The organism is Paraburkholderia sediminicola (assembly GCF_046027825.1).
GTDB lineage: Bacteria > Pseudomonadota > Gammaproteobacteria > Burkholderiales > Burkholderiaceae > Paraburkholderia > Paraburkholderia sediminicola_D.
Window position 1 is genome coordinate 41,677 of the sequence record NZ_JAQQDU010000036.1, and the last position, 19,186, is coordinate 60,862.

The following is a 19,186-nucleotide window of genomic DNA, read 5'->3' on the forward strand; positions in this document are numbered from 1 at the left end:
CCATTGGATTGCCTGAATCTATCTAAAAGCAGAAGGGCGAGGCGCGGCGAAGGATCAACCTTTACCGCGCCTCGCTCCGTTCTGGATGCTTTGCCGTTCTGGATGTTTCATCCGTTCCAGACGCTTCAGAACCGGTGTTGAATACCCGCCGTCACACCCGTTTGCGTATCGGCCGCGCCGGTCAGATCACGCGACAGGCTGACCGCATTGTCGTGCTTGGCCATCGCATAACCGCCCGCCATATACAGCACAGTCCGCTTCGACAGCGCGTACTGTGCGCGCAACGAGAACAGCGTCGGATCGGCGTCGCTCGCGTCCTTGATGTCCTGGTGGTAGACGGCACCAAACAGCGAGAAGAAAGGCGTGACGTCGTACTGACCGCCAAGCCAATACATATCGCTACGCAGCGTCGGCGCGGCGGTATGGAAGGTGCGCCGATAGTTGCGATACCCGGCCATCGCCTTCACCGTGCCGAAGTCGTAGCTCAAGCCGGCGTGAATGCCTTGAATGTAGTTGGTGGTGTCCGCAGGCGTCACGCTGTCGTTGGCGCCATTCTGCCGGTCGAATGTCGCGACAACGGCGAACGGACCGTTCTCGTAGCCCAGACCGAAGTCGTACTTGGAGCTCGATTTCATGCTGCCCGGCACGTTGCCGAAGCCGTACAGGGCGCCGAATTTGAAACCGGAGAAGGTGCCGTCATAGCGCACGGCGTTAGCCGAACGCGAGAACAGACCGTCTTTACGCCCCCCCGTTGCGGTGGATGACGTCGCCCACGAATAGTTCGGCGCGTAACCCATCGGGTCGAACTGCAGCATGTAGTCGTAGGTGGTCGTGAAATTGCGGCCGAGCGTGATTTGACCGAAGCGGTTTTTCAGGCCGATCGTGGCGCGGCGATCGAAGATCGCGCCGGTGCTGTCGTCGAACTGGCCGTTCGCGATGTTGATGCCGCTTTCCAACTGGAAGATGGCCTTCAGTCCACCGCCAAGGTTCTCGACACCACGCAGGCCCCAGCGCGACGTGTTCTTGCCGCCCGAGACGAGACGCGTGGCGCTGCCGTCCTTGCTCGCGTGATTCACGTATTCGATGCCTGCATCGACAATGCCGTACAAGGTCACGCTCGATTGTGCATGCACCGTTGCGGCAAATCCGGCGAGGCCGGCGCACGTTATGCCAAGGGTTGCCTTCGTCATACTCCGCTTCATCAACAGTCTCCTGTGGTTGGTTTTTTTACTTCGGTGGGCGATACGGTGCTGCCATGTCCATCGACGCGGGTTAGCTCGCCTGTGCGAAGGCCCAGCAGTCGTTGGCGGGAAATTCGATCCAGTGACGGCCGGCCGCGCGCGGCACGTGGCCGAAGGCGCGCAGGCGCAGATCGCCGCAATGGAACAGGTATTCCCAACGGTCGCCGAGGTACATCGAGGTGATGAGGTCGGCCTCGAGGCGGTTTGCGCCCGGGCCATCGGCGACCTGTACGCGCTCGAGGCGAATCACGGCCTGCGCGTTTTGCCCGGTGGTGAGCGCTTCGCGCGCCTGGGCTTGCAATTGCCAACCGTCGCCGGCCAGCGTCACGCGTTCGCCGTCGACCGCGGCCACGCGCGCGTCGATCCGGTTATTGCTGCCCATGAACTCGGCGGTGTAAAGCGAGCGGGGCGCGCCATACAGTTCGGCGGGCGTGCCTTCCTGTTCAATGCGGCCGTTGCGCAAGAGCAGGATGCGGTCGGACATCGCCATTGCTTCGGTCTGGTCGTGCGTGACGCACAACGCGGACAGACCCAACGAAACGATCAGTTCGCGCAACCAGGCACGCGCTTCTTCACGCAGCTTGGCGTCGAGGTTCGACAGCGGTTCGTCGAGCAGAATGACGGGCGGGTTGTAGACCAGCGCCCGCGCAATCGCCACACGCTGTTGCTGACCGCCGGAAAGCTGATACGGGTAGCGCGCGGCGAGATGACCGAGACCGAGCTGGTCGAGCGCAGACTGCACGCGCTCTTTCTGCTCGGCGGCCGACACGCGCCGCAACTTCAACCCATAGCCGACGTTGTCCGCCACGGTACGATGCGGCCACAACGCATACGACTGAAACACGAGACCGAGCGAACGTTGCTCGACCGGCAGGTCGACGTGGGCCGCACCGTCGAAGAACACCTTGCCGTCGAGTTCGATACGGCCCGATGAGGGTTGCTCGAGTCCCGCGACGGCGCGCAGCAGCGTGGTCTTGCCGCTGCCCGATGCGCCCAGCAGGCACACCACTTCGCCGGGGTTCAGTTCGAACGACACGCCCTTCAGAATCGGGTTGTCGCCATAGCTGAGAAACAGGTTGTCGACCGAGAGCTTATCCATGCAATTTCACTCCGAAGCGCAGGGCGACGCCGAGTCCGACGCCGACCATCGCGATGTTGATGACAGAAAGCGCCGCGACCTGATCGACCGCGCCGGTCGCCCACAGCGACACCAGTAGCGCGCCAATCACTTCCGTGCCGGGCGAGAGGAGATAGACCGCGGTCGAGTATTCGCGCTCGAAGATCATGAAGATCAGGAGCCATACCGCGAGCAGACCGAAACGCACGAGCGGCAGCGTGACGTCGAGACTGACGCGCGCGCGGGTGGCACCGACGCTGCGTCCTGCTTCTTCGAGTTCGGGACCGACTTGCAGCAGTGCGCTTTGAATCAGGCGCATGCCGTACGCGAGCCACACGACCGTGTACGCGATCCAGATGCTCCACATGGAGTTCTTCAGTTCCTTCAGGCCCGGCACGAAGAGAAAGATCCACAGGAACGCGAGACCGGCGAGCAGGCCGGGCACCGCACGCGGCAGCAGCACGAGGTAGTCGAGCAGGCGCGTCGCCCAGTCGTTGCGGCGATGACCCGCAAATGCCACCAACGAATAGAAGCCCATGGCAAGTGCGCCGCCGATCACACCGATGCCGAGCGTATTGAGAATCGCGCGGACCAGGTTGTCCTGTTCGAACAACTCGGTGAAATTGGCGAGCGTTAGCACTTCGGCCAGGTTCACGCCTTCGCCCCAGTTGGTGACGAACGCGCGCAGCGTGATACCGGAGAGCGGCACGAAGACCGTGAGCAGCAGCCACAGCGCGACGATCGCCAGCGCAACCCAACGCCATGCGCCGAGCGGCAGCACGGTTTGACGTCCCGCCTTGCCCTTGACCGTGACGAAGCGGTTCGCGCTCTTCAGCAAGCGTCGTTGCAGCAGCACGAGCGGAAACGTGATCGCGACGATGCACACGGCGACCGCGGCCATCAGGTGATACGAGGGCACGCCGAGCTTATTCGTGAGCTTGTACAGATACGTCGCCAGCACGAGGTGTCCTTCAGGGTCGCCAAGTACCAGAGGCAGGCCGAACACTTCGAAGCCGAGGAAGAACACCAGTACGCCGGCGAACAGCAACGCGGGCAGCGTCATCGGCAGGCTCACGTCGAGTGCAACACGGAACGGCCGCGCACCGGCGACGCGCGCCGCTTCCTCCACGTCCGAGCCGAGATTGCGTAGCGCCGCGGACGAATACAGGTACACGTGCGGCACATGCGTGAGGCCGACGATCACAGTGATCGCGAAAATCGAGTACACGCTCCATGGCGCTTCGGCGGCGCCGAACAGGTCCTTCCACCAGACCGAATAGAAGCCGACCGGACCGGCTGCGACCACATAGCCGAATGCGAGCACCATCGGAGAAACGAATACGGGGGTGAGCAGCAGCGGTTCGAGCCAACGGCGGCCGGGCAGGTCCGTGCGCACCATCAGGAACGCGAGAATGCCGCCGAGCGGGATCGAGATGAACAGCATCCCGCCCGCGATGATGAAAGAGTTCTTCAGCGCGGACCAGAAGTCGGGGTCGCTGAAAATGAATTCGAAACCGGCAAGACCGAGCGTGCGTTTGGCGTCGAAGAACGGCGCGTTCAGCACGCTCTGGAACAGAATGAAGCCGAGCGGCAGCGCCACCGCGACGGTCAGCACCGCGACGACGAGCCAGCGCAGCAGCCCCGCAAACGGCTGCAGACCGCCGCGCGGGAGCGCGCCTATCGTGCCGCCGTCGGCCGCGCGGGGTGGTGCATCGCGGTGTCCGGTTGCGCTAGTGGAAAGCATGAGGGTCCCCCTGCAGCGTGAAAGCCGCATATAGACAGGTAGTGAAGGAAGGCGTGGCGTCCGCGCGTTGTTGCGCTGACGCCGTCAGGTCAGTCGACGCTTAGCGCTTGATCGACTGTTGCCATTGCTTGAGGAATTCAAGCCGCTTGGACTGGTCGAGATAGACCAGCAGACCGGCGCCGATCGGGATCGGCTTGAGTGAGTCGCCGAGCTGCTTCGTCAGACCGGCCATCGACGTTTCACCCTCGACGTCAGCGCGAATCGAGAACAGGCTCGCCTGGTTCGCGAGCAAGGTCTGACCGCGTTGCGACAGCAGGTAATCGACCCACAGCTTCGCGGCGTTCGGGCTTTGTGCCTTCTTCGAAATCGTCACGAGACGGCTTACCACCAGTGTGTAGTCCTTCGGATAGACATAGCCAATCGACGGGTCTTTCTTCGCTTTGGTGAGCGCGTACGAGCCGAGAATGTTGTAGCCGATCAGGTTTTCACCCGAAGAAATGCGCTCCATCATCGCGCCGGTACTCGATTGCAGCTTGGGACCGGTGGCGCCCATGGCTTTTACGAGGTCCCACGTGACTTGCGGATTGACGCGCACGTCTTGCGTCAGATAGTTGAAGCCAACGCCGGATTTTTCGATGTCATACGTGGTGACCTTGCCCTTGAACTGATCCGGCTTGCTTTGCAGCAGCTTGATCAGATCGGCGCGGGTTTGCGGCACTTCGCCGGCCGGCAGAAGGCGCTTGTTGTAGACGATCGCAAGGGGCTCATACGTGGTGCCGTACGCTTGTTTCTGGTACTGCGCCCACTGCGGCAACTGCTTCGCTTCGGGCGATTCGTAGCTGGCCATCAGGCCGTCGTTGACGAGCTTGACCTGCAAGTCCATCGCCGAGCTCCACAGCACGTCGGCGCTGGTGCTGCTGGCCGCGTTTTCGCTGATGTAGCGGTTGTACAGCTCGGTGCTGTTCATGTCGTTGTATTCAACCTTGATACCGTACAAGCTTTCAAAATCCTTGATGAGCGGGCGCACGAGGGCGGTGTCCGTGACCGAATACACGATCAGCTTGCCTTCCTTCTTTGCCCCGTCGACGGTGGCCTGATAGTCGCTGGGATAACCGGCTGGAAAGGCTGCCCATGCGGAGTTTGCGGCGAATGCAACGGCTGCGGCGAGATACTTCAAAGAGATGTGCACGTCTTCCTCCAGAAAACATTGTGTTTGTTTTGTGTAGGCGAATGGTAAGAGAGTCGTGCTTTCTGAATGCTTTCAGTTTTCGAAAGAAATGCGTCACAATGGTCGAATTCGCCTCATGGATTTCCCTGGGATGCCGTTTATGCGTGTGCTGCTCGTCGAAGACAATCCAATCCTTTCCCGCTCGCTGACCGATGCGCTGACCAGCGCGAAACTCACCGTCGATTGCATGCATGACGGCGAGTCGGCCGACCATGTTTTGCGCACGCAAGACTACGCGCTGGTGATTCTCGATATCGGTTTACCCAAGCTCGACGGCCTCGAAGTGTTGCGCCGTTTGCGCGCGCGGCGCAACGCGGTGCCGGTGTTGATGCTGACCGCGCATGGGTCGGTGGAAGAGCGCGTGCGCGGCCTCGATCTCGGCGCCGACGATTACCTTGCCAAGCCCTTTGCGCTCACCGAACTCGAAGCGCGTGCGCGGGCGCTGCTGCGCCGCAGTCACGGGCAGGAACCGTTGCACGCGCAGTGCGGCACACTGCTTTACGACAGCGTCGACCGCGGCTTCATGCTCGATGGCGAGCCGCTTGCGTTGACGCCGCGCGAACGTTCGGTGCTCGAAGTGCTGATCCTGCGCAACGGCCGCGCGATCAACAAGGACACGCTCTCGGAGAAAATCTTTGGACTCGACGAATCGGTGAACGCCGACGCCATCGAGATCTATGTGCACCGTTTGCGCAAGAAACTCGAGCACAGTTCAGTCGGGATCGTGACGCTGCGCGGGCTCGGTTATCTGCTGGAAGCAAAGGACGCATGACGCGGTCGAATCTGCGCGTCCGCGTCGCGCTCTGGTTGTTGTTGCCATTGCTTCTGCTGCTCGCCTTCGATGCGTGGCTCACGTATCAACGCGCAATGAACGCGGCGCACGCGGCCTTCGATCGCACTCTGGAGTTTTCGCTGCGCTCGATACGCGACGGCATCCGTTTGCGTGACGGGCAGATCGAAGTCGATCTGCCGTATCTGGCGCTGGAGATGTTCGAGTCGCACGGCGGCGGCAACATCTACTACCAGATCCGCGAGGAGGGCGGCCGGGTGGTGACGGGCTATCCGGATCTGCCGGCAGGCACGAAGACGCCTGCAGACCCCTACAGCGTGCAGTTTTATGACGGCACGTTTCGTGGCCGCCCGCTACGCATCGCGATGTTGCGGCTGCCGGTCCACGACGTGCCGAGCGCGCAAACGCGTGTGGTGCTGGTGAGGGTCAGCGAAACGATCGAGCAGCGCCAGGCGTTGGCGCGCGAGATTCTGACCGGTTCGTTGCAGCAGGAATTCCTGCTCGTCGTGCTCGCGCTCGGCATTGTGTGGCTGGGGGTTGCGCGCGGCTTGCGGCCGCTGAACCGCTTGTCGGCCAAAGTCGCGGCGCGCGCTGAAGACGATCCCGCGCCGCTCGATACGGTCGGCTTGCCGAGCGAAGTCGCGCCACTGGTCGATTCGATCAATCAGTACATCGGCCGCACGCAGTTGATGCAGTTGTCGCGCCGGCGTTTTTTTAACGACGCCGCGCATCAGTTGAAGACCCCGCTTGCGGTCATTCAGGCGGAGTCAGAGTTGGCGTTGCGCGATATCGACGGTGGAGAAGAGAGCGCGAATGGCAGTCGCCGGCAGGGGGTGCATTTGCGGCGGCTGAATCGCGCGGTGCAGCAGGCCGTGCGTATCGTGCAGCAACTGCTTTCGCTTTCACGGCTCGATGCGGACAGCGAGTATGCGGTCAAGCATGCCGCCGTGCCGCTGCATAAAGTGGCGCGCAGCGTGACGCTCGACTGGTCGCCGGTGGCGCGCGCGCGTGGCATCGATCTCGGCTTCGAACAGGACGTGCGTATCGATGTGATGGGCCAGAGCGATCTGCTTGCGGAACTAGTCGGCAATCTGATTGACAACGCCATTCGTTATTCGGGGGATGGGGCGGTTATTACTGTGCGCGTTGCATGCGAAGGTGAAGAGCCGCTGCTGCAGGTGACCGATAACGGGCCGGGGATTGCTGCCGGCGAGCGCGATGCGGTGTTCGAGCGGTTCTATCGTAGCGAAGCGACGCAGGCCGTCGAGGGGAGTGGGCTGGGTTTGTCGATCGTGCGGGAAATCGCGCGCGTGCATGGCGCGTTGATTGAGTTGAGCGATGCGGCTGGCGGCGGGCTTGTGGTTAGCGTGCAGTTTCCGGCGTTAAAGGCCGCGTGATGATCACACCGCAACCGCAACCGCAACCGCAACCGCAACCGCAACCGCAACCGCAACCGCAACCGCAACCGCAACCGCAACGCTATGCGCGGATCGTGAAGCTCCGCGCGTAAGCCTCGGATGCCGTGTCGTTACCCCACACCTTACCGTCGATCAGCACTTGAGAGCGCTCGTCGCCCGGCACCACCACGCCGACGTGTGCGGCCGCCTCGCGATACAACTGCGTCTGATTGATTTGCGCCGCGATCTCCCCGTAATCCGCGCGTGAATCGATCATGCCCCAGCGTTCGAACTGTGTGAGGAACCAGGCACCGTCGGCGGCGCGAGGGTAGTTCACCGCGCCGTTGTCGAAGAACCGCACAGGCAGGCCTTGCGGCGCCGAGGCGGCGATCTCGTTGCCGAATCGCGCCGCAATCAAGGCTTCATCGATACCGATGAATTCAGGCCGCGCGAGCCAGTGTGCAATCTCCTCACGATGTCCGATGCCGTCGAGCCAGCGGCACGCTTCGAGCATCGTCTGCACGAGGGCTCGCGCCGTATTCGGATTCGCGCTGACAAAATCGCGCCGGCACGCCAGCACTTTCTCGGGATGGTCGGGCCACACCTCGCTCGTGTAAGCGACCGTTCTGCCGACCCCTTGTGCCTCTGCCATCGCATTCCATGGCTCGCCGACGCACAGGCCGTCGAGTTTGTCTTCGGCGAGCGCGGCGACCATCTGCGGCGGCGGAATCACGACGCTTTCGATGTCGCGCAACGGATGCACGCCTTGCGACGCGAGCCAGTAGTGCAGCCACATCGCGTGCGTGCCCGTCGGAAAGGTCTGCGCGAGCACCGGTTTGCGGCCGAGCGTTGCCAAAGCCCTGGGCAGGGTGCCGTGTTCGGCTAATGCATCGGCAAGACGGTTCGACAGTGTGATTGCCTGACCATTGCGATTGAGCACCATCAGCACGGCCATATCCGTTTGCGGACCACCGAGTCCGAGTTGCACACCGTACACGAGACCGTAGAGCACATGCGCTGCGTCGAGATCGCCGGACAGCAACTTGTCGCGCACGGCGGCCCATGACGGCTGCCGGCACAACTCGAGTGTCAATCCATGAGCGTGGCCGAATTCGAGCAGCTTGGCGGCGATAAGCGGTGCGGCATCGGACAGCGCGACGAAGCCGAGCCGCAGATGGGTTTTCTCGAGCGGCGCAGGCGCGGACGTTGGGGCGAGGGGGGCGGGAGAGTTCATGAGCGGCGCTTCATTTGAGCGAATCTGCCAACGCGATGACGGCACGCGCGACTTCAGCGAGTTTGACGCCCTGATTCATGGCGCGCTTGCGCAGGTTGGCGTACGCGGCGTGTTCAGTGATCTTCTGTTGATCCATCAGCAGGCGTTTGGCACGATCGATCAGCTTGCGTTCGGCGAGTTCGTTTTCGGCTTGCGCCAGGCGTTCGCGCAACTGCGACTCCTGCGCAAACCGTGCGAGTGCGACTTCGAGAATCGGCGCGATCCGCTCCGAGGCGAGACCCTCGACGAGGTAGGCCGTGACCCCCGCACCGACTGCGTCGCGAATCAGTTGTTGGTTCGCATCGTGACTGAACATCAGCACCGGACGTGGCGCGGTGGCGTTCATCACCGCGAGTTGTTCGAGCGTATCGCGCGACGGCGATTCCGTATCGATGATGATGACGTCTGGCCGTTCGTTTTCGACCACACGATGCAGCGCTTGCGGCGTCGCGGTGCTGGCGAGCATATCGTAGCCGAGCCGCGCGAGGGCATCGCGCAGATCGCCAATGGGCTTATCGGTATCGGTGACGAGGAGGACGCGCAGCATGGAGTGTGGTTGAGACGGCTGGATACTGATAGAGCAACAGGTATGCCAGGCGGCGAGCGCTACGATAAAGCCAGTGAAGTCACCGGCTTAAGAGCAGTTCAGGCTGCGGTGTCTGCACCGGCGCGGGGCATGCGAGCGGCATGCACCGAAGCGGCGCGCTGTGAACGCGACGCCGCGGCAGTTGCTGAAACTATCAACGCCATCTCTCATAGCTGCGCGGCGAAAACAGGAAGCTCACCAGAATCATCGCCGCCACGCCGGTGAGAAGCATTGTCCACGTGGTCGAAAACGAGCCACTCATTGTCCGAAGAGCGCCAGCAAACATCGGTGCAACGGCCGCCACAATGAACCCAACCCCCTGAGTAAACGCAACCAGCCTTCCCGCGACGCGATGATCCGCCGAATGATCCATGGCTGTGACGAGCGTCAACGAGAACGTTCCGCCAAGTCCGGCGCCGGCAACGCCGACCCAGACCAACGGCGCTGCGTCGGGCCACAAGACCAATCCGAGCAACCCGGCGAATTGAGCGGACAAACCTAGCACCAACCACGGCCGCCGATCCCGAAACGGTGCCGCAGCAAGCGGCAGCAGCAAAGCCGATACAGCCTGAAACACCGTCATGCTGGCAAGCAGCGAACCGCTATCCGCGACACTCACCCCACGCTGCTGGTAGAACGCCGGCAGCCACGCGACGAGGGTCGTATATCCGCCGTTGACGATCCCGAAGTACAAGCCGAGCGTCCAGGCGCGCCGCTTGCGCCACAGCGGAAAAGTCACCGCATTTGTGGGAGCGGGCTGCGCCGCGGGGCCGTGGGAAGGTCCGCGGTTCAAACCCTGCCAGCACAGCAACGCCACGAGAGCGGGTATAGCCCATACCGCGAGACCCGCGTGCCAGGATCCCATCACGCTGCTCACCCATGGACTCAAGCGTGCCCCGAGCCCGCCGCCACCCATGATCGAAGCCGAGAAAACCCCCATCGCTAGCGGCACGCGCGCATGAAAACGCTGCTTCATGACAGCCGGCAGCAGCGCCTGAATTGCCGCGACGCCGACGCCCGCGAACGCCGCCGTCAACAACAAGGTCTCACCGCTTGCCGCCACCCAGCGCGCACCGCAAGCAAGCGCGATCGCCAGCAAGCCGAGCGCAACGCCACGCGTTTCACCAATTGAACGCGTGAGCGCGCCGGCACCGAACGCGCCGATGCCCATCGCGACGACCGGCAGGCTGGTTAGCAACGAGGCGCCATAAAAGCTCAGCCCGGTTGCCGCGCGGATCGTCGTCATCAATGGACTGATCGACGTCAGCAAGGGCCGCAGGTTGATGCCAATCACCACGATCACGCCCAGCCATAAGGCGTCCCGCCACGTCAGCGCGTGGGATGCATCCTTGGCGTCGGTACGGACGGGAGTGGCGCTGGAGTGCGTATTCACGATGGACCTGGAAGTGAGAGGTTAGAGGTGAGCGCCGCCGTAAGCGCGCAAAAAAGCGGCGTGACCGTAGCGGCATGCTTGGGAATGAACGTCGAACGAGGCGAAAAATCCATTTCCGGATTATTTTGGTCAACCATAATAACCTGAAATGGTTAACCATTTAACTGATGTCCGGTATAGGTTACACGCTGCCCGCATGGCGCGGGCCGTCCGCCGCCGCTAGAATGCCGGGCGATCTCGCTCCGTTTCCGTCACTGAACTTATGGCTCCACGTTCCCGAAGTACCTCGTCTGCCGACACAGAAGCGCCGCTTCACACTGCGATCGGCGACGACTCGATCAGCGTCGAGGAGCGCGTTTACGCGTCGATCACCGCAGCGTTGTTGCAAGGCCGTCTGCGGCCGGGCGCGCAACTGGTCGAGCGCGATCTCGCCGCGGCGTTCGGTTGCACGCGCGGTGCTTTGCGCAAGGTGCTGGCGCGGCTGGGTTTTGAGGGCAAGCTGGTGCTCGAGGCGAATCGCGGCGCATTTGTGCCGTCGCCATCGGAAGAGGACATTCGTCAGGTGTATCGCGCCCGGCAGATTGTCGAGGCGGGCATCGTCGCGGCTTTGTGCGGGAGTTTGAGTGCGGTTCACAAGCGCCGCCTGCGCGCCCATGTACGCGATGAAGAGAAGGCGTCACGCACGGGCGCTATCGAGGAATCCGTGCGGCTCGCGGGCCAGTTTCATGTGCTGTTGACCGAACTGGCGGGCGGTACGGAATTGCTCGGCCTGGTTGGGCAACTCGTCGCGAAGACGGAGTTGTACAAGGCGTTGTTCGACCCGTCGAAGGGTTCGACCTGTTCCGCGGACGAGCACATGCAGATCATCGAAGCGCTCGATGCAGGGGACCTGCATGCGGCGCTGGGTACGATGCGCGAGCATCTATCGGAGTTGGAGGAGCGGGTGGTGGAACAGATGCGCAAGAGCGCCGCAGGAGAGAATCTCGGTGCGGTGTTCGGCGTGTAGAAAAGGAAGGGCAATACGTGCGACGCCACAGCGCGCCGCTCAGGCTCGAATCAACGAGTCAAGCCGGAGAAGGCGCGCGAAAGGCTTCGCGAACAAACTGAACAGCAACAATTGACCACGCCCGGGCCGATCATGAGCTAACTCAATGAGCGGTCAGCGTGCCGCCAGCCTTAACGGCGACGGAATTGCGTGTTGCGTGCGCCGCCGCCACCGGTGGCGCGCTCGTCTTTGTGACGGAAATTGATCCGGCCTTTGGTCAGATCGTAAACCGACAGTTCCAGCGTCACGCGGTCACCCGCGAGAATACGGATGTGGTTCTTGCGCATGCGTCCGGACGCGTAAGCGCCAACCACGACGCCGTTGTCGAGCGTCACGCGGTAACGGCTATCCGGAAGTACTTCGTCGACGATACCGTCAAGTTCGAGCAATTCTTCTTTCGCCATGCATAACTCCTGGTCGATGGGATAAGTGGGTGTTGGTCGCGCGGCTAAGCCGCGTGGCGCAACATCTGATACGGTTGACAGTTGGCTTTCAGGCCATCTGTGTTGCGGCACCAGCCGATTCGCTGATAGTACCGCTCAAAGATCGGCGACGGACTGGCCGTCTACACGGCCGTCGATCAATTGTTCTGCATGGGCCATGCACGCAATGCGCGCCTTGCCCGTGCCGTCAAACGGAAACAGATACTGCAGACGGAACACACGCCCGTCGGCAGCCGGATTGGCGCCCACGCGGCAGATGCGTACCGACGCGTCGTAGCCTGCGTCCGGATTGCGGCCCGTCTGAGCACCCGCAGGGCGGCGCGGATAGACGAGCGGGTGAATTTCGTAACCCTTGTACGTCTTGACAACTGAATTCATGAAGCACGTGTCCTGTATTACGTGGCCTCCGTGTCACGCGTGTTACGCGCGACACAACAGACCCGGCAGCGCAGCACCTTGGGGCGCGCTGCCATGGAAAAAGATTGGCACAGGCCCGATGGCAAGGGCATGAGCGCGGCCGCGCAAAATCGCGGATTCGATGGAGAAGAAACACGCTGATGTCGCGCAGACATCGGGCGCGTAAATGAACTACTCAGCTGCACAACTCGCGACGGCGAATGCAGGCGGCGCATTGCCGGAGTGACGGGATCGCCGACGGGCAGCGGTCGAACAGTCGGGGGTGGTGCGGAGACGCCGATTGAACCTGTTTGGTACTGCCGCTTGTATTGCCGCTAGTACGGATGCGCAATACAGCTATTCCAATATGATGCACTAAATGGGGCTAATTGGATAGCAAAAAGTTCCGAGCGCGACCAAACCGCCCAACCGGCGGGGCTTTGGGCAAGAAACGGCTGCGACGAACGGCGTGCCGGGGTATGGCCAGCACGCCGTTTGTGGGGTGGCGCCGTGACGGCGAAGGCGGGCGAGCTTCAGCGGGTGGTTTCGGCGACACGCTTTTGCAACTCGCGTGAAGCGGCGAGCGGGATGCGCGCATCATCCCAGCCGGACAGCCATTCGACTTCCTTCGACGTAAAAATCTGCCCGTGATTGCGCAGCGTGTATTGCAACGAATCGATGATGTGATTGCGGATGATTTCCGGCGTGCCTTCGTCATCGAGCACGGCGCGAAACGCTTCGAGCGTGGCCATCTGTTGCTCCGTGAATGGGTTGGTTCTTTTATCGCACGAAAAAAAAGCGCCGGCCACGTGGACAAAAATCTCCGGGTGCGCACGCAACAATCGGGGCGTGTGGGTAGCATGCCGTCGAGCGCCCATCAAAGCCCTGAGCGCGATGCGGCCCCGCAATAAAATAGCCGTTGCGCTGCCGTCACGCCGTCGCGTTCGCCGCCGCGGATTGGGGGTCGCTACAATGGCGAATTGCCGCGCCTGGCTGCCCGGTATTGTTGTGCTTGCCTTGCCTGCCGGCCTTAACCTCGGCGCCCCGATTGGCTCATTTGGGCGAAAGCGGCGCCGCATCCCTCGAACACTGCGATTTCTCAATGCGCAAGACAACCGTCTCTCCCGTGAAAGACCTGCTGCTGGACCGCTACGCACCCATTGCAGACGGCATCGCGGCGCTGTTCTATCCCTGTGCCGAAGTCGTGATTCACGACCTGCGCGATCAGACGATCGCGTATCTCGTGAACAACCTGTCGAAGCTCGAAGTCGGCGGGCCCTCGGTGCTCGATGAAGTCCACTACGCGGCGCGTGGCAAGACGATCGGTCCGTATGAGAAGCTCAATTGGGATGGCCGTCGCATGCGCTGCGTGAGCAACATCCTGTTCGACGACGACGGTAAGCCGGCCGGCATGTTGTGCATCAACTTCAACATCGCGGTGTTCGAAGATGTGCGCTCCACGCTCGATCTGTTCATCAAAGGCGGCAATCTGACGGAGGCGCCCGCGGAGGAGTTGTTCCGCGACGACTGGCAGGACCGTATCAACACGTTCCTGCACACCTGGCTGCGCGAGCGGCAAATCGGCATCAATGCACTCACGCGCGAACACAAGCGGGAAATCGTCGAAGCGCTGCATGCGCAAGGCGCGTTTCGCGGCCGGAGTTCCGCGAACTATGTGGCGGCGGTACTGACGATGGGGCGCGCCACCGTCTATAAGATTCTGAAGCAGATGAAAGAGGGCGGCTGACCGTTCTCCGATCGCAGTGGGATAGCGCTGCGGTTTTCAGGGTTCCGCCGACCGCGAGCAGCGCTCGATACTGACGTAACGAGACGCTCCATCTCACTCTTGCATTGTTGTGTCGATTCGTGTTCCCCGTTTGATGAACAAGGTGACAGGTGTTTTCTCGCAGATCTCAGCAAGGCGGGTCCGCTGGCTACCGTCGAGCGGCCCATCGACGGAGACGGTGCGCCGGATAAATTGTCCGCCGTCGCGCTCGCTGTGTAATTCCGTCTCGACCTTGATCCGGCCGCCCGGCCATGCTTTCTTCTGCATGTACATCCTGAGCGTGGCGGCGGTGCATGCCGCTAGACCCGAGAGCACGAATTCGAAGGGGGCCGGGCCGCTATCCTGTCCCCCTTCGTGCGGCCCTTCATCGCCGACCAGGCTGTGTGTGCCCGCGTCGACCTTGACGATATAGTTGGGCGCATCTGCGTCCGAGGTGGCGGTTGCAATCGCGAGAGTCATCATTGTCCTCACACTAGTGTCACGAAGGTGCGACGTTGTTTTTAGGGGCATCGGGTGGGTGCCTGCTATTCCCGCAAGCGCCGCCTGTGCCCCCGATGGAGAGCGGCATCGGGGGGGGGCGGTACCTATCTTAACGAAGTGCGGATGGTCAGGACACTCGCTAGCGCGACGCGTGGACTCAGTTTGCTATCCGTGGGCCATCTGGCCGAAACGCCCGCTGTTGAAATCCTCCACCGCCTGCCGGATCTCGTCGGACGTGTTCATCACGAACGGGCCATAGGCCACGATCGGTTCATCGATCGGCTCTCCGCTCAGCAACAGCACGGTCGCATTACTGTTCGCTTCCACCGTGATATCGGTACCTTCGCGCTCCAGTACGACAAGCTGCGCCTCACCGGCCACCTGATCGCCGTTGACGAGTACCTCACCTCGCAGCACCACAAGCGCAACCGATCTGCCAGCGGGCAGCGTGAATCGTGCCGTGCGCCCATGGTTCAGACGCAGATCCCATACGTCAATCGGCGTAAAGGTGTGGGCGGGTCCAGTCCGTCCTTCGTAGCTCCCCGCGATGACCTTGACGGTTCCGGCGTCATCCGGCAGCGCGATCGATGGGATGTCGGTAGCCAGGACGGTCTGATAACCCGGCTCCGTCATCTTGTCCTTCGCGGGCAGGTTGACCCACAACTGCACCATCTCGAGCGTGCCGCCCGTCTTCGTGAACGCCTGCGAATGGAACTCCTCATGCAGAATCCCCGCGCCGGCGGTCATCCACTGCACGTCGCCGGGACCGATCCGGCCGCCGCTGCCGGTCGAATCTCGGTGTTCCACTTCGCCCTCGTACACGATGGTCACGGTCTCGAAGCCGCGGTGCGGATGCTGACCCACACCGCGCGGCCGTGCCGTGGGCGTGAAGCGGGCCGGGCCCGCATAGTCGAGCATCAGAAACGGACTCAGGTGGTGGCCTAGCGTCTGGTGCGAAAACAGCGTGCGCACCGGAAAACCGTCGCCGACCCAATGCGAACCCGTATTGCTATACATGCCGAGAATCTTCTTCATCATCCAAATTCCTGGTTAAAGGTCGAAACGACCTTGATTGCATGACAGAAGAGTAGACGAGGGCTCATGACGCCGGTAGATAGCGCGGGGTATCCTCAGTGTCTCATTCATGGAACGATGGGGCGCAGCGGATGCAGGATCTCAACGATCTCTATTTCTTTGCCCAGGTGGTCGATTACCAGGGTTTTGCACCGGCCGGGCGAGCCCTCGGCATACCGAAGTCGACGCTCAGCCGACGTATCGCATTGCTTGAAGCGCAACTCGGCGTACGTCTCATTCAACGCTCGACGCGGCGGTTCTCGGTCACAGAGATTGGCCAGAGTTACTACAGTCACTGCAAGGCCATGTTGATTGAGGCAGAAGCGGCTCAACAGGCGATCGACCTGAACCGTTCCGAGCCACAAGGTATCGTTCGAGTGACCTGTCCTGTTGCGCTGTTGCACGCGCGCGTTGGCGTCATCCTGGCCGACTTCATGGCGCAAACGCCGCGGGTCACCGTGCATCTGGAAGCGACCAATCGCGTCGTCGATGTGGTCGGCGAGGGCATTGATGTGGCGATCCGTGTGCGTCCGCCGCCGTTGAAAGACAGCGATCTCGTGATGAAGGTGCTCGGCGAGCGGAACTGGTGTCTGGTCGCGAGTCCGGCGTTACTGCAACAGCACGGTGTGCCGGCGGTACCGGCCGATCTGGCCGCTTTGCCCAGCCTCGATTTCGGGCCACCGCACGGGGAGCATGCGTGGCAGTTGGAGGGACCGGAGGGCGCGGTGGCGACGATCCGCCATACGCCCAGGTTCGTTACCGACGACATGATTGCGCTGCGGCAGGCCGCCGTCGCCGGAGCCGGCGTCGCCCAGTTGCCGGTCATGCTGGTCTCCGACGAGTTGAAGCTCGGCACACTGACGAGGATCACGCCCGCGTGGGTGCCGAAGGGCGGCATTATTCACGCGGTATTTCCTTCGCGGCGCGGCCTGCTGCCCTCGGTTCGAACGCTGATTGATTTTCTCGCGATGCGCTTTGAGCAGATCGACGAGGCATGAAAGCGTTTGAGGACCTGCATGCCGAGGGCGGCTTCCATCGACTTGACTTGCCACAGCCAGAATCCCGCGACGAGGTCGTTGGTCTCTGTGAACGCCTAATCGTCCCCTTGTATCCCACGCTACAACAAGCCGTCTTTTAGCCCGCACTTGCCTTGGTGAAAAATTGATGCTATTTTTTCATGAAATTAATGGTTGAATTTTTCATGAGACAGCACGATGTTCCACCAGTCCGCCGAGCACGTCGCTAGCTATTACGCGCGCACCTATCCAGGCCCGATTCCACAGCGCCCGGCTTTGGAGGAGCGCCTGGACACCGACGTGCTAATCGTCGGCGCCGGTTTCAGCGGCTTGCACACGGCGCTGCGCCTGGCGCTCGCGGGCAAGCGTGTCACCTTGCTTGAGGCTAGCCGGGTGGCTTGGGCGGCGTCCGGGCGTAATGGCGGCCAGGCGCTGCTCGGCTGGTCCTGTGACATGCCGCCGCTGGAGGCTGCGTTGGGGCTGGAACGCGCTCGCCAACTGTGGGACAGCATGCGCTGGGCCGCCCGGGAGATTCGTGAGCTGCCGGAGCGGCATGCCTTCGATGCCGACTACCGTGCCGGAAGTCTATGGGCGGCAGTGTTGCCGCGCCGCGTTGCGCTGCTACAGGAGGCCCAGCAGGAAGCCGCGGAAAAATGGGGCTACGACGGGATGCGCGTCATTCCTCGCGCCGAGATGCCCGAATGGATTGCGAGTGATCGCTACCATGCGGCGCTCTACGATCCCGAGGCGGGCCACCTGAACCCGCTGAAGTTGGCCCAAGGCCTGGCGGCGGCGATCGAGCAGGCCGGTGGACGCATCTTCGAGCAGAGCCGGGTGTTGGACTACCGCGAAACGTCTGGCGGTTATGTGGTGCGCACCGACAAGGGCGAGGTGCGTGCGGATGTACTGGTGCTTGCCTGCAACGCCTATATCGATCGCCTCGACCGCAAATTGTCGAGACGCATGCTGCCGGTCGGCACCTATCAGGTTGCCACCGCGCCGCTGGCGCCGGAAGTGGCCCGCTCGCTGCTGCCGCGTAACAGCTGCGTTATCGACAACCAGTTCGTTCCCGACTACTTCCGCCTGAGTCCGGATAACCGCCTGCTATTCGGCGGCGGCTGCACCTACGCGGGCGGTATTCCCAAGGATATTGCGGCGGCCACGAGGCCGTACCTGGAGCGGACTTTCCCGCAACTACGCGGGGTCGAGATGCAGTTTGCCTGGGGCGGACATATCGATATCAGCATGAGGCGTACGCCGGATATCGGTCGCGAGGGTGAGCGCTACTGGCTGCAGGGCTATTCGGGGCACGGTGTGCTCCCCACGCTTGCCGCAGCCCGGGCGGTTGCCGCCGCCATCCTAGGTGACGACGAACTGCTGGGCCTGTATCAGGCCATCAACAATCCGCCCTTTCCCGGCGGAGCGTTGCTGGCTGCGCCGCTGGAGGTCATTGGGAAGACCTGGTATCGTCTGCGCGATAAAGTCTGACGGAAGGAACAGAAGATGAACAAGCAGGAAGAAATTGAAGGTCTCGCGATATTGATTCGCGATCTTCGCAAGCACAAGAAAGTGACCTTGGGCACGTTGGCGGAAAAGATTGGCCGCTCGGTGGGTTTCCTCTCCCAGATCGAGCGCGGCCTCTCGCGTCCGACGGTGGGCGATCTGACCGCCATCGGTGAGGCGTTGGGCGTGCCCACCACCTATTTCTACAACCTGAGCAAGCCGCGCGCGCTGCCGTGGGTCACCCGGCCGGATGAACGCCGCACCCTCTATTACGCCGAGGGTGTGACTGACGTGCTGGTGTCGCCAAATATGTCGGCGGGTTTCTCCATGCTGGAAAGTCACCTGGCCCCGGGCGCCAGCAGCGGTGATAGACCGTTGAACGACAGCGACGAGCAAGGTGGCTTCGTCCTCGAAGGTGAGTTGACCATCTGGCTGGACGACGGGGCGCAGCCGGTAACCCTTGGCCCCAACGACGGATTCCAGGTGCCGGCGCATGCGCGGTTCCGCTACGCCAACCTTTCCGACGAACCGACACGGGTGCTTTGGGTGTTCGCCTAGGATTCAGGTCGGATCTGGATGAAGCAGGGATGCTGCGCCGAATAAAATTCGGATCGCTAATTAATGGCGTCATGCATGGACATCATCACTGGACGTCGTGCATGCCACGTTCCGTT

General features: G+C 62.1%; 19 protein-coding genes. 7 read left to right on the top strand and 12 right to left on the bottom strand.

What is annotated here, in order from left to right; translation table 11 throughout:
• Positions 1–125: 125 nt before the first annotated feature.
• The 4 genes from PQQ96_RS20410 to PQQ96_RS20425 form a co-directional block, all read right to left on the bottom strand.
• On the bottom strand, positions 126–1,202 hold the full coding sequence (locus PQQ96_RS20410) for a porin (RefSeq protein ID WP_408295664.1): 1,077 nt from the start codon (positions 1,200–1,202) through the stop codon (positions 126–128).
• 70 nt (positions 1,203–1,272) lie between these two features.
• Positions 1,273–2,340, bottom strand: coding sequence for an ABC transporter ATP-binding protein (locus PQQ96_RS20415; RefSeq protein WP_408295667.1), 1,068 nt, complete (start codon positions 2,338–2,340; stop codon positions 1,273–1,275).
• Positions 2,333–4,102 (bottom strand): ABC transporter permease, encoded by a 1,770-nt coding sequence (locus PQQ96_RS20420; protein ID WP_408295670.1) that lies wholly within the window; start codon positions 4,100–4,102, stop codon positions 2,333–2,335. Before PQQ96_RS20420 ends, PQQ96_RS20415 begins: the two co-directional genes overlap by 8 nt.
• Before the next feature lie 100 nt (positions 4,103–4,202).
• Positions 4,203–5,291 (bottom strand): ABC transporter substrate-binding protein, encoded by a 1,089-nt coding sequence (locus PQQ96_RS20425; protein ID WP_408295673.1) that lies wholly within the window; start codon positions 5,289–5,291, stop codon positions 4,203–4,205.
• A gap of 139 nt (positions 5,292–5,430) precedes the next feature.
• Between PQQ96_RS20425 and PQQ96_RS20430 the strand changes: the two genes are divergently transcribed.
• Together PQQ96_RS20430 and PQQ96_RS20435 are read left to right on the top strand one after the other, a co-directional pair.
• The gene (locus tag PQQ96_RS20430) at positions 5,431–6,102 is read left to right on the top strand and encodes a response regulator (protein ID WP_408295754.1); all 672 of its coding nucleotides are present in this window, start codon (positions 5,431–5,433) and stop codon (positions 6,100–6,102) included.
• On the top strand, positions 6,099–7,517 hold the full coding sequence (locus tag PQQ96_RS20435) for a sensor histidine kinase (RefSeq protein WP_408295676.1): 1,419 nt from the start codon (positions 6,099–6,101) through the stop codon (positions 7,515–7,517). The genes PQQ96_RS20430 and PQQ96_RS20435 overlap by 4 nt, the downstream gene beginning before the upstream one ends.
• Before the next feature lie 82 nt (positions 7,518–7,599).
• Here PQQ96_RS20435 and PQQ96_RS20440 read toward each other — a convergent pair whose 3' ends face one another.
• The 3 genes from PQQ96_RS20440 to PQQ96_RS20450 all read right to left on the bottom strand — a co-directional run bounded on the left by PQQ96_RS20440 (position 7,600) and on the right by PQQ96_RS20450 (position 10,769).
• Positions 7,600–8,751 carry a CmpA/NrtA family ABC transporter substrate-binding protein gene (locus tag PQQ96_RS20440; RefSeq protein ID WP_408295679.1) on the bottom strand — a complete coding sequence of 384 codons (1,152 nt, stop codon included), beginning with the start codon at positions 8,749–8,751 and terminating at the stop codon, positions 7,600–7,602.
• A 10-nt stretch (positions 8,752–8,761) separates the two neighbouring features.
• Complete coding sequence (locus tag PQQ96_RS20445; RefSeq protein ID WP_408295681.1) at positions 8,762–9,337, bottom strand: ANTAR domain-containing response regulator; 576 nt, start codon at positions 9,335–9,337, stop codon at positions 8,762–8,764.
• A 193-nt stretch (positions 9,338–9,530) separates the two neighbouring features.
• Positions 9,531–10,769, bottom strand: coding sequence for a cyanate transporter (locus PQQ96_RS20450; RefSeq protein ID WP_408295684.1), 1,239 nt, complete (start codon positions 10,767–10,769; stop codon positions 9,531–9,533).
• Between the two features lie 262 nt (positions 10,770–11,031).
• On the opposite strand from PQQ96_RS20450, the gene PQQ96_RS20455 reads away from it, so the two are divergent.
• On the top strand, positions 11,032–11,775 hold the full coding sequence (locus PQQ96_RS20455; protein WP_408295687.1) for a GntR family transcriptional regulator: 744 nt from the start codon (positions 11,032–11,034) through the stop codon (positions 11,773–11,775).
• A 170-nt stretch (positions 11,776–11,945) separates the two neighbouring features.
• Here the strand turns inward: PQQ96_RS20455 and infA are convergent, their stop codons facing one another.
• The 3 genes from infA to PQQ96_RS20470 form a co-directional block, all read right to left on the bottom strand.
• A complete protein-coding gene (gene infA, locus PQQ96_RS20460) occupies positions 11,946–12,218 on the bottom strand; it encodes a translation initiation factor IF-1 (protein ID WP_012427521.1) in 273 nt (90 codons plus the stop codon).
• Between the two features lie 135 nt (positions 12,219–12,353).
• On the bottom strand, positions 12,354–12,635 hold the full coding sequence (locus tag PQQ96_RS20465; protein WP_074287274.1) for a hypothetical protein: 282 nt from the start codon (positions 12,633–12,635) through the stop codon (positions 12,354–12,356).
• 551 nt (positions 12,636–13,186) lie between these two features.
• Entirely contained in the window at positions 13,187–13,405 is a 219-nt protein-coding gene (locus tag PQQ96_RS20470; protein ID WP_074289946.1) for a hypothetical protein, read from the bottom strand.
• Between the two features lie 350 nt (positions 13,406–13,755).
• Between PQQ96_RS20470 and PQQ96_RS20475 the strand changes: the two genes are divergently transcribed.
• Positions 13,756–14,400 carry a helix-turn-helix transcriptional regulator gene (locus tag PQQ96_RS20475; protein ID WP_408295691.1) on the top strand — a complete coding sequence of 215 codons (645 nt, stop codon included), beginning with the start codon at positions 13,756–13,758 and terminating at the stop codon, positions 14,398–14,400.
• Positions 14,401–14,493: 93 nt separating this feature from the next.
• Here the strand turns inward: PQQ96_RS20475 and PQQ96_RS20480 are convergent, their stop codons facing one another.
• Together PQQ96_RS20480 and PQQ96_RS20485 are read right to left on the bottom strand one after the other, a co-directional pair.
• Entirely contained in the window at positions 14,494–14,898 is a 405-nt protein-coding gene (locus PQQ96_RS20480) for an OsmC family protein (protein WP_408295757.1), read from the bottom strand.
• Between the two features lie 186 nt (positions 14,899–15,084).
• Entirely contained in the window at positions 15,085–15,954 is an 870-nt protein-coding gene (locus PQQ96_RS20485; protein WP_408295760.1) for a pirin family protein, read from the bottom strand.
• A gap of 131 nt (positions 15,955–16,085) precedes the next feature.
• Here PQQ96_RS20485 and PQQ96_RS20490 point away from each other — a divergent pair, with 131 nt between their 5' ends.
• The 3 genes from PQQ96_RS20490 to PQQ96_RS20500 all read left to right on the top strand — a co-directional run bounded on the left by PQQ96_RS20490 (position 16,086) and on the right by PQQ96_RS20500 (position 19,070).
• On the top strand, positions 16,086–16,991 hold the full coding sequence (locus tag PQQ96_RS20490) for a LysR family transcriptional regulator (protein ID WP_408295694.1): 906 nt from the start codon (positions 16,086–16,088) through the stop codon (positions 16,989–16,991).
• 216 nt (positions 16,992–17,207) lie between these two features.
• A complete protein-coding gene (locus tag PQQ96_RS20495) occupies positions 17,208–18,497 on the top strand; it encodes an NAD(P)/FAD-dependent oxidoreductase (protein WP_408295696.1) in 1,290 nt (429 codons plus the stop codon).
• Positions 18,498–18,512: 15 nt separating this feature from the next.
• Positions 18,513–19,070: a helix-turn-helix domain-containing protein gene (locus tag PQQ96_RS20500; RefSeq protein WP_408295699.1), complete on the top strand. Its 558-nt coding sequence runs from the start codon at positions 18,513–18,515 to the stop codon at positions 19,068–19,070.
• Positions 19,071–19,186: the final 116 nt, after the last annotated feature.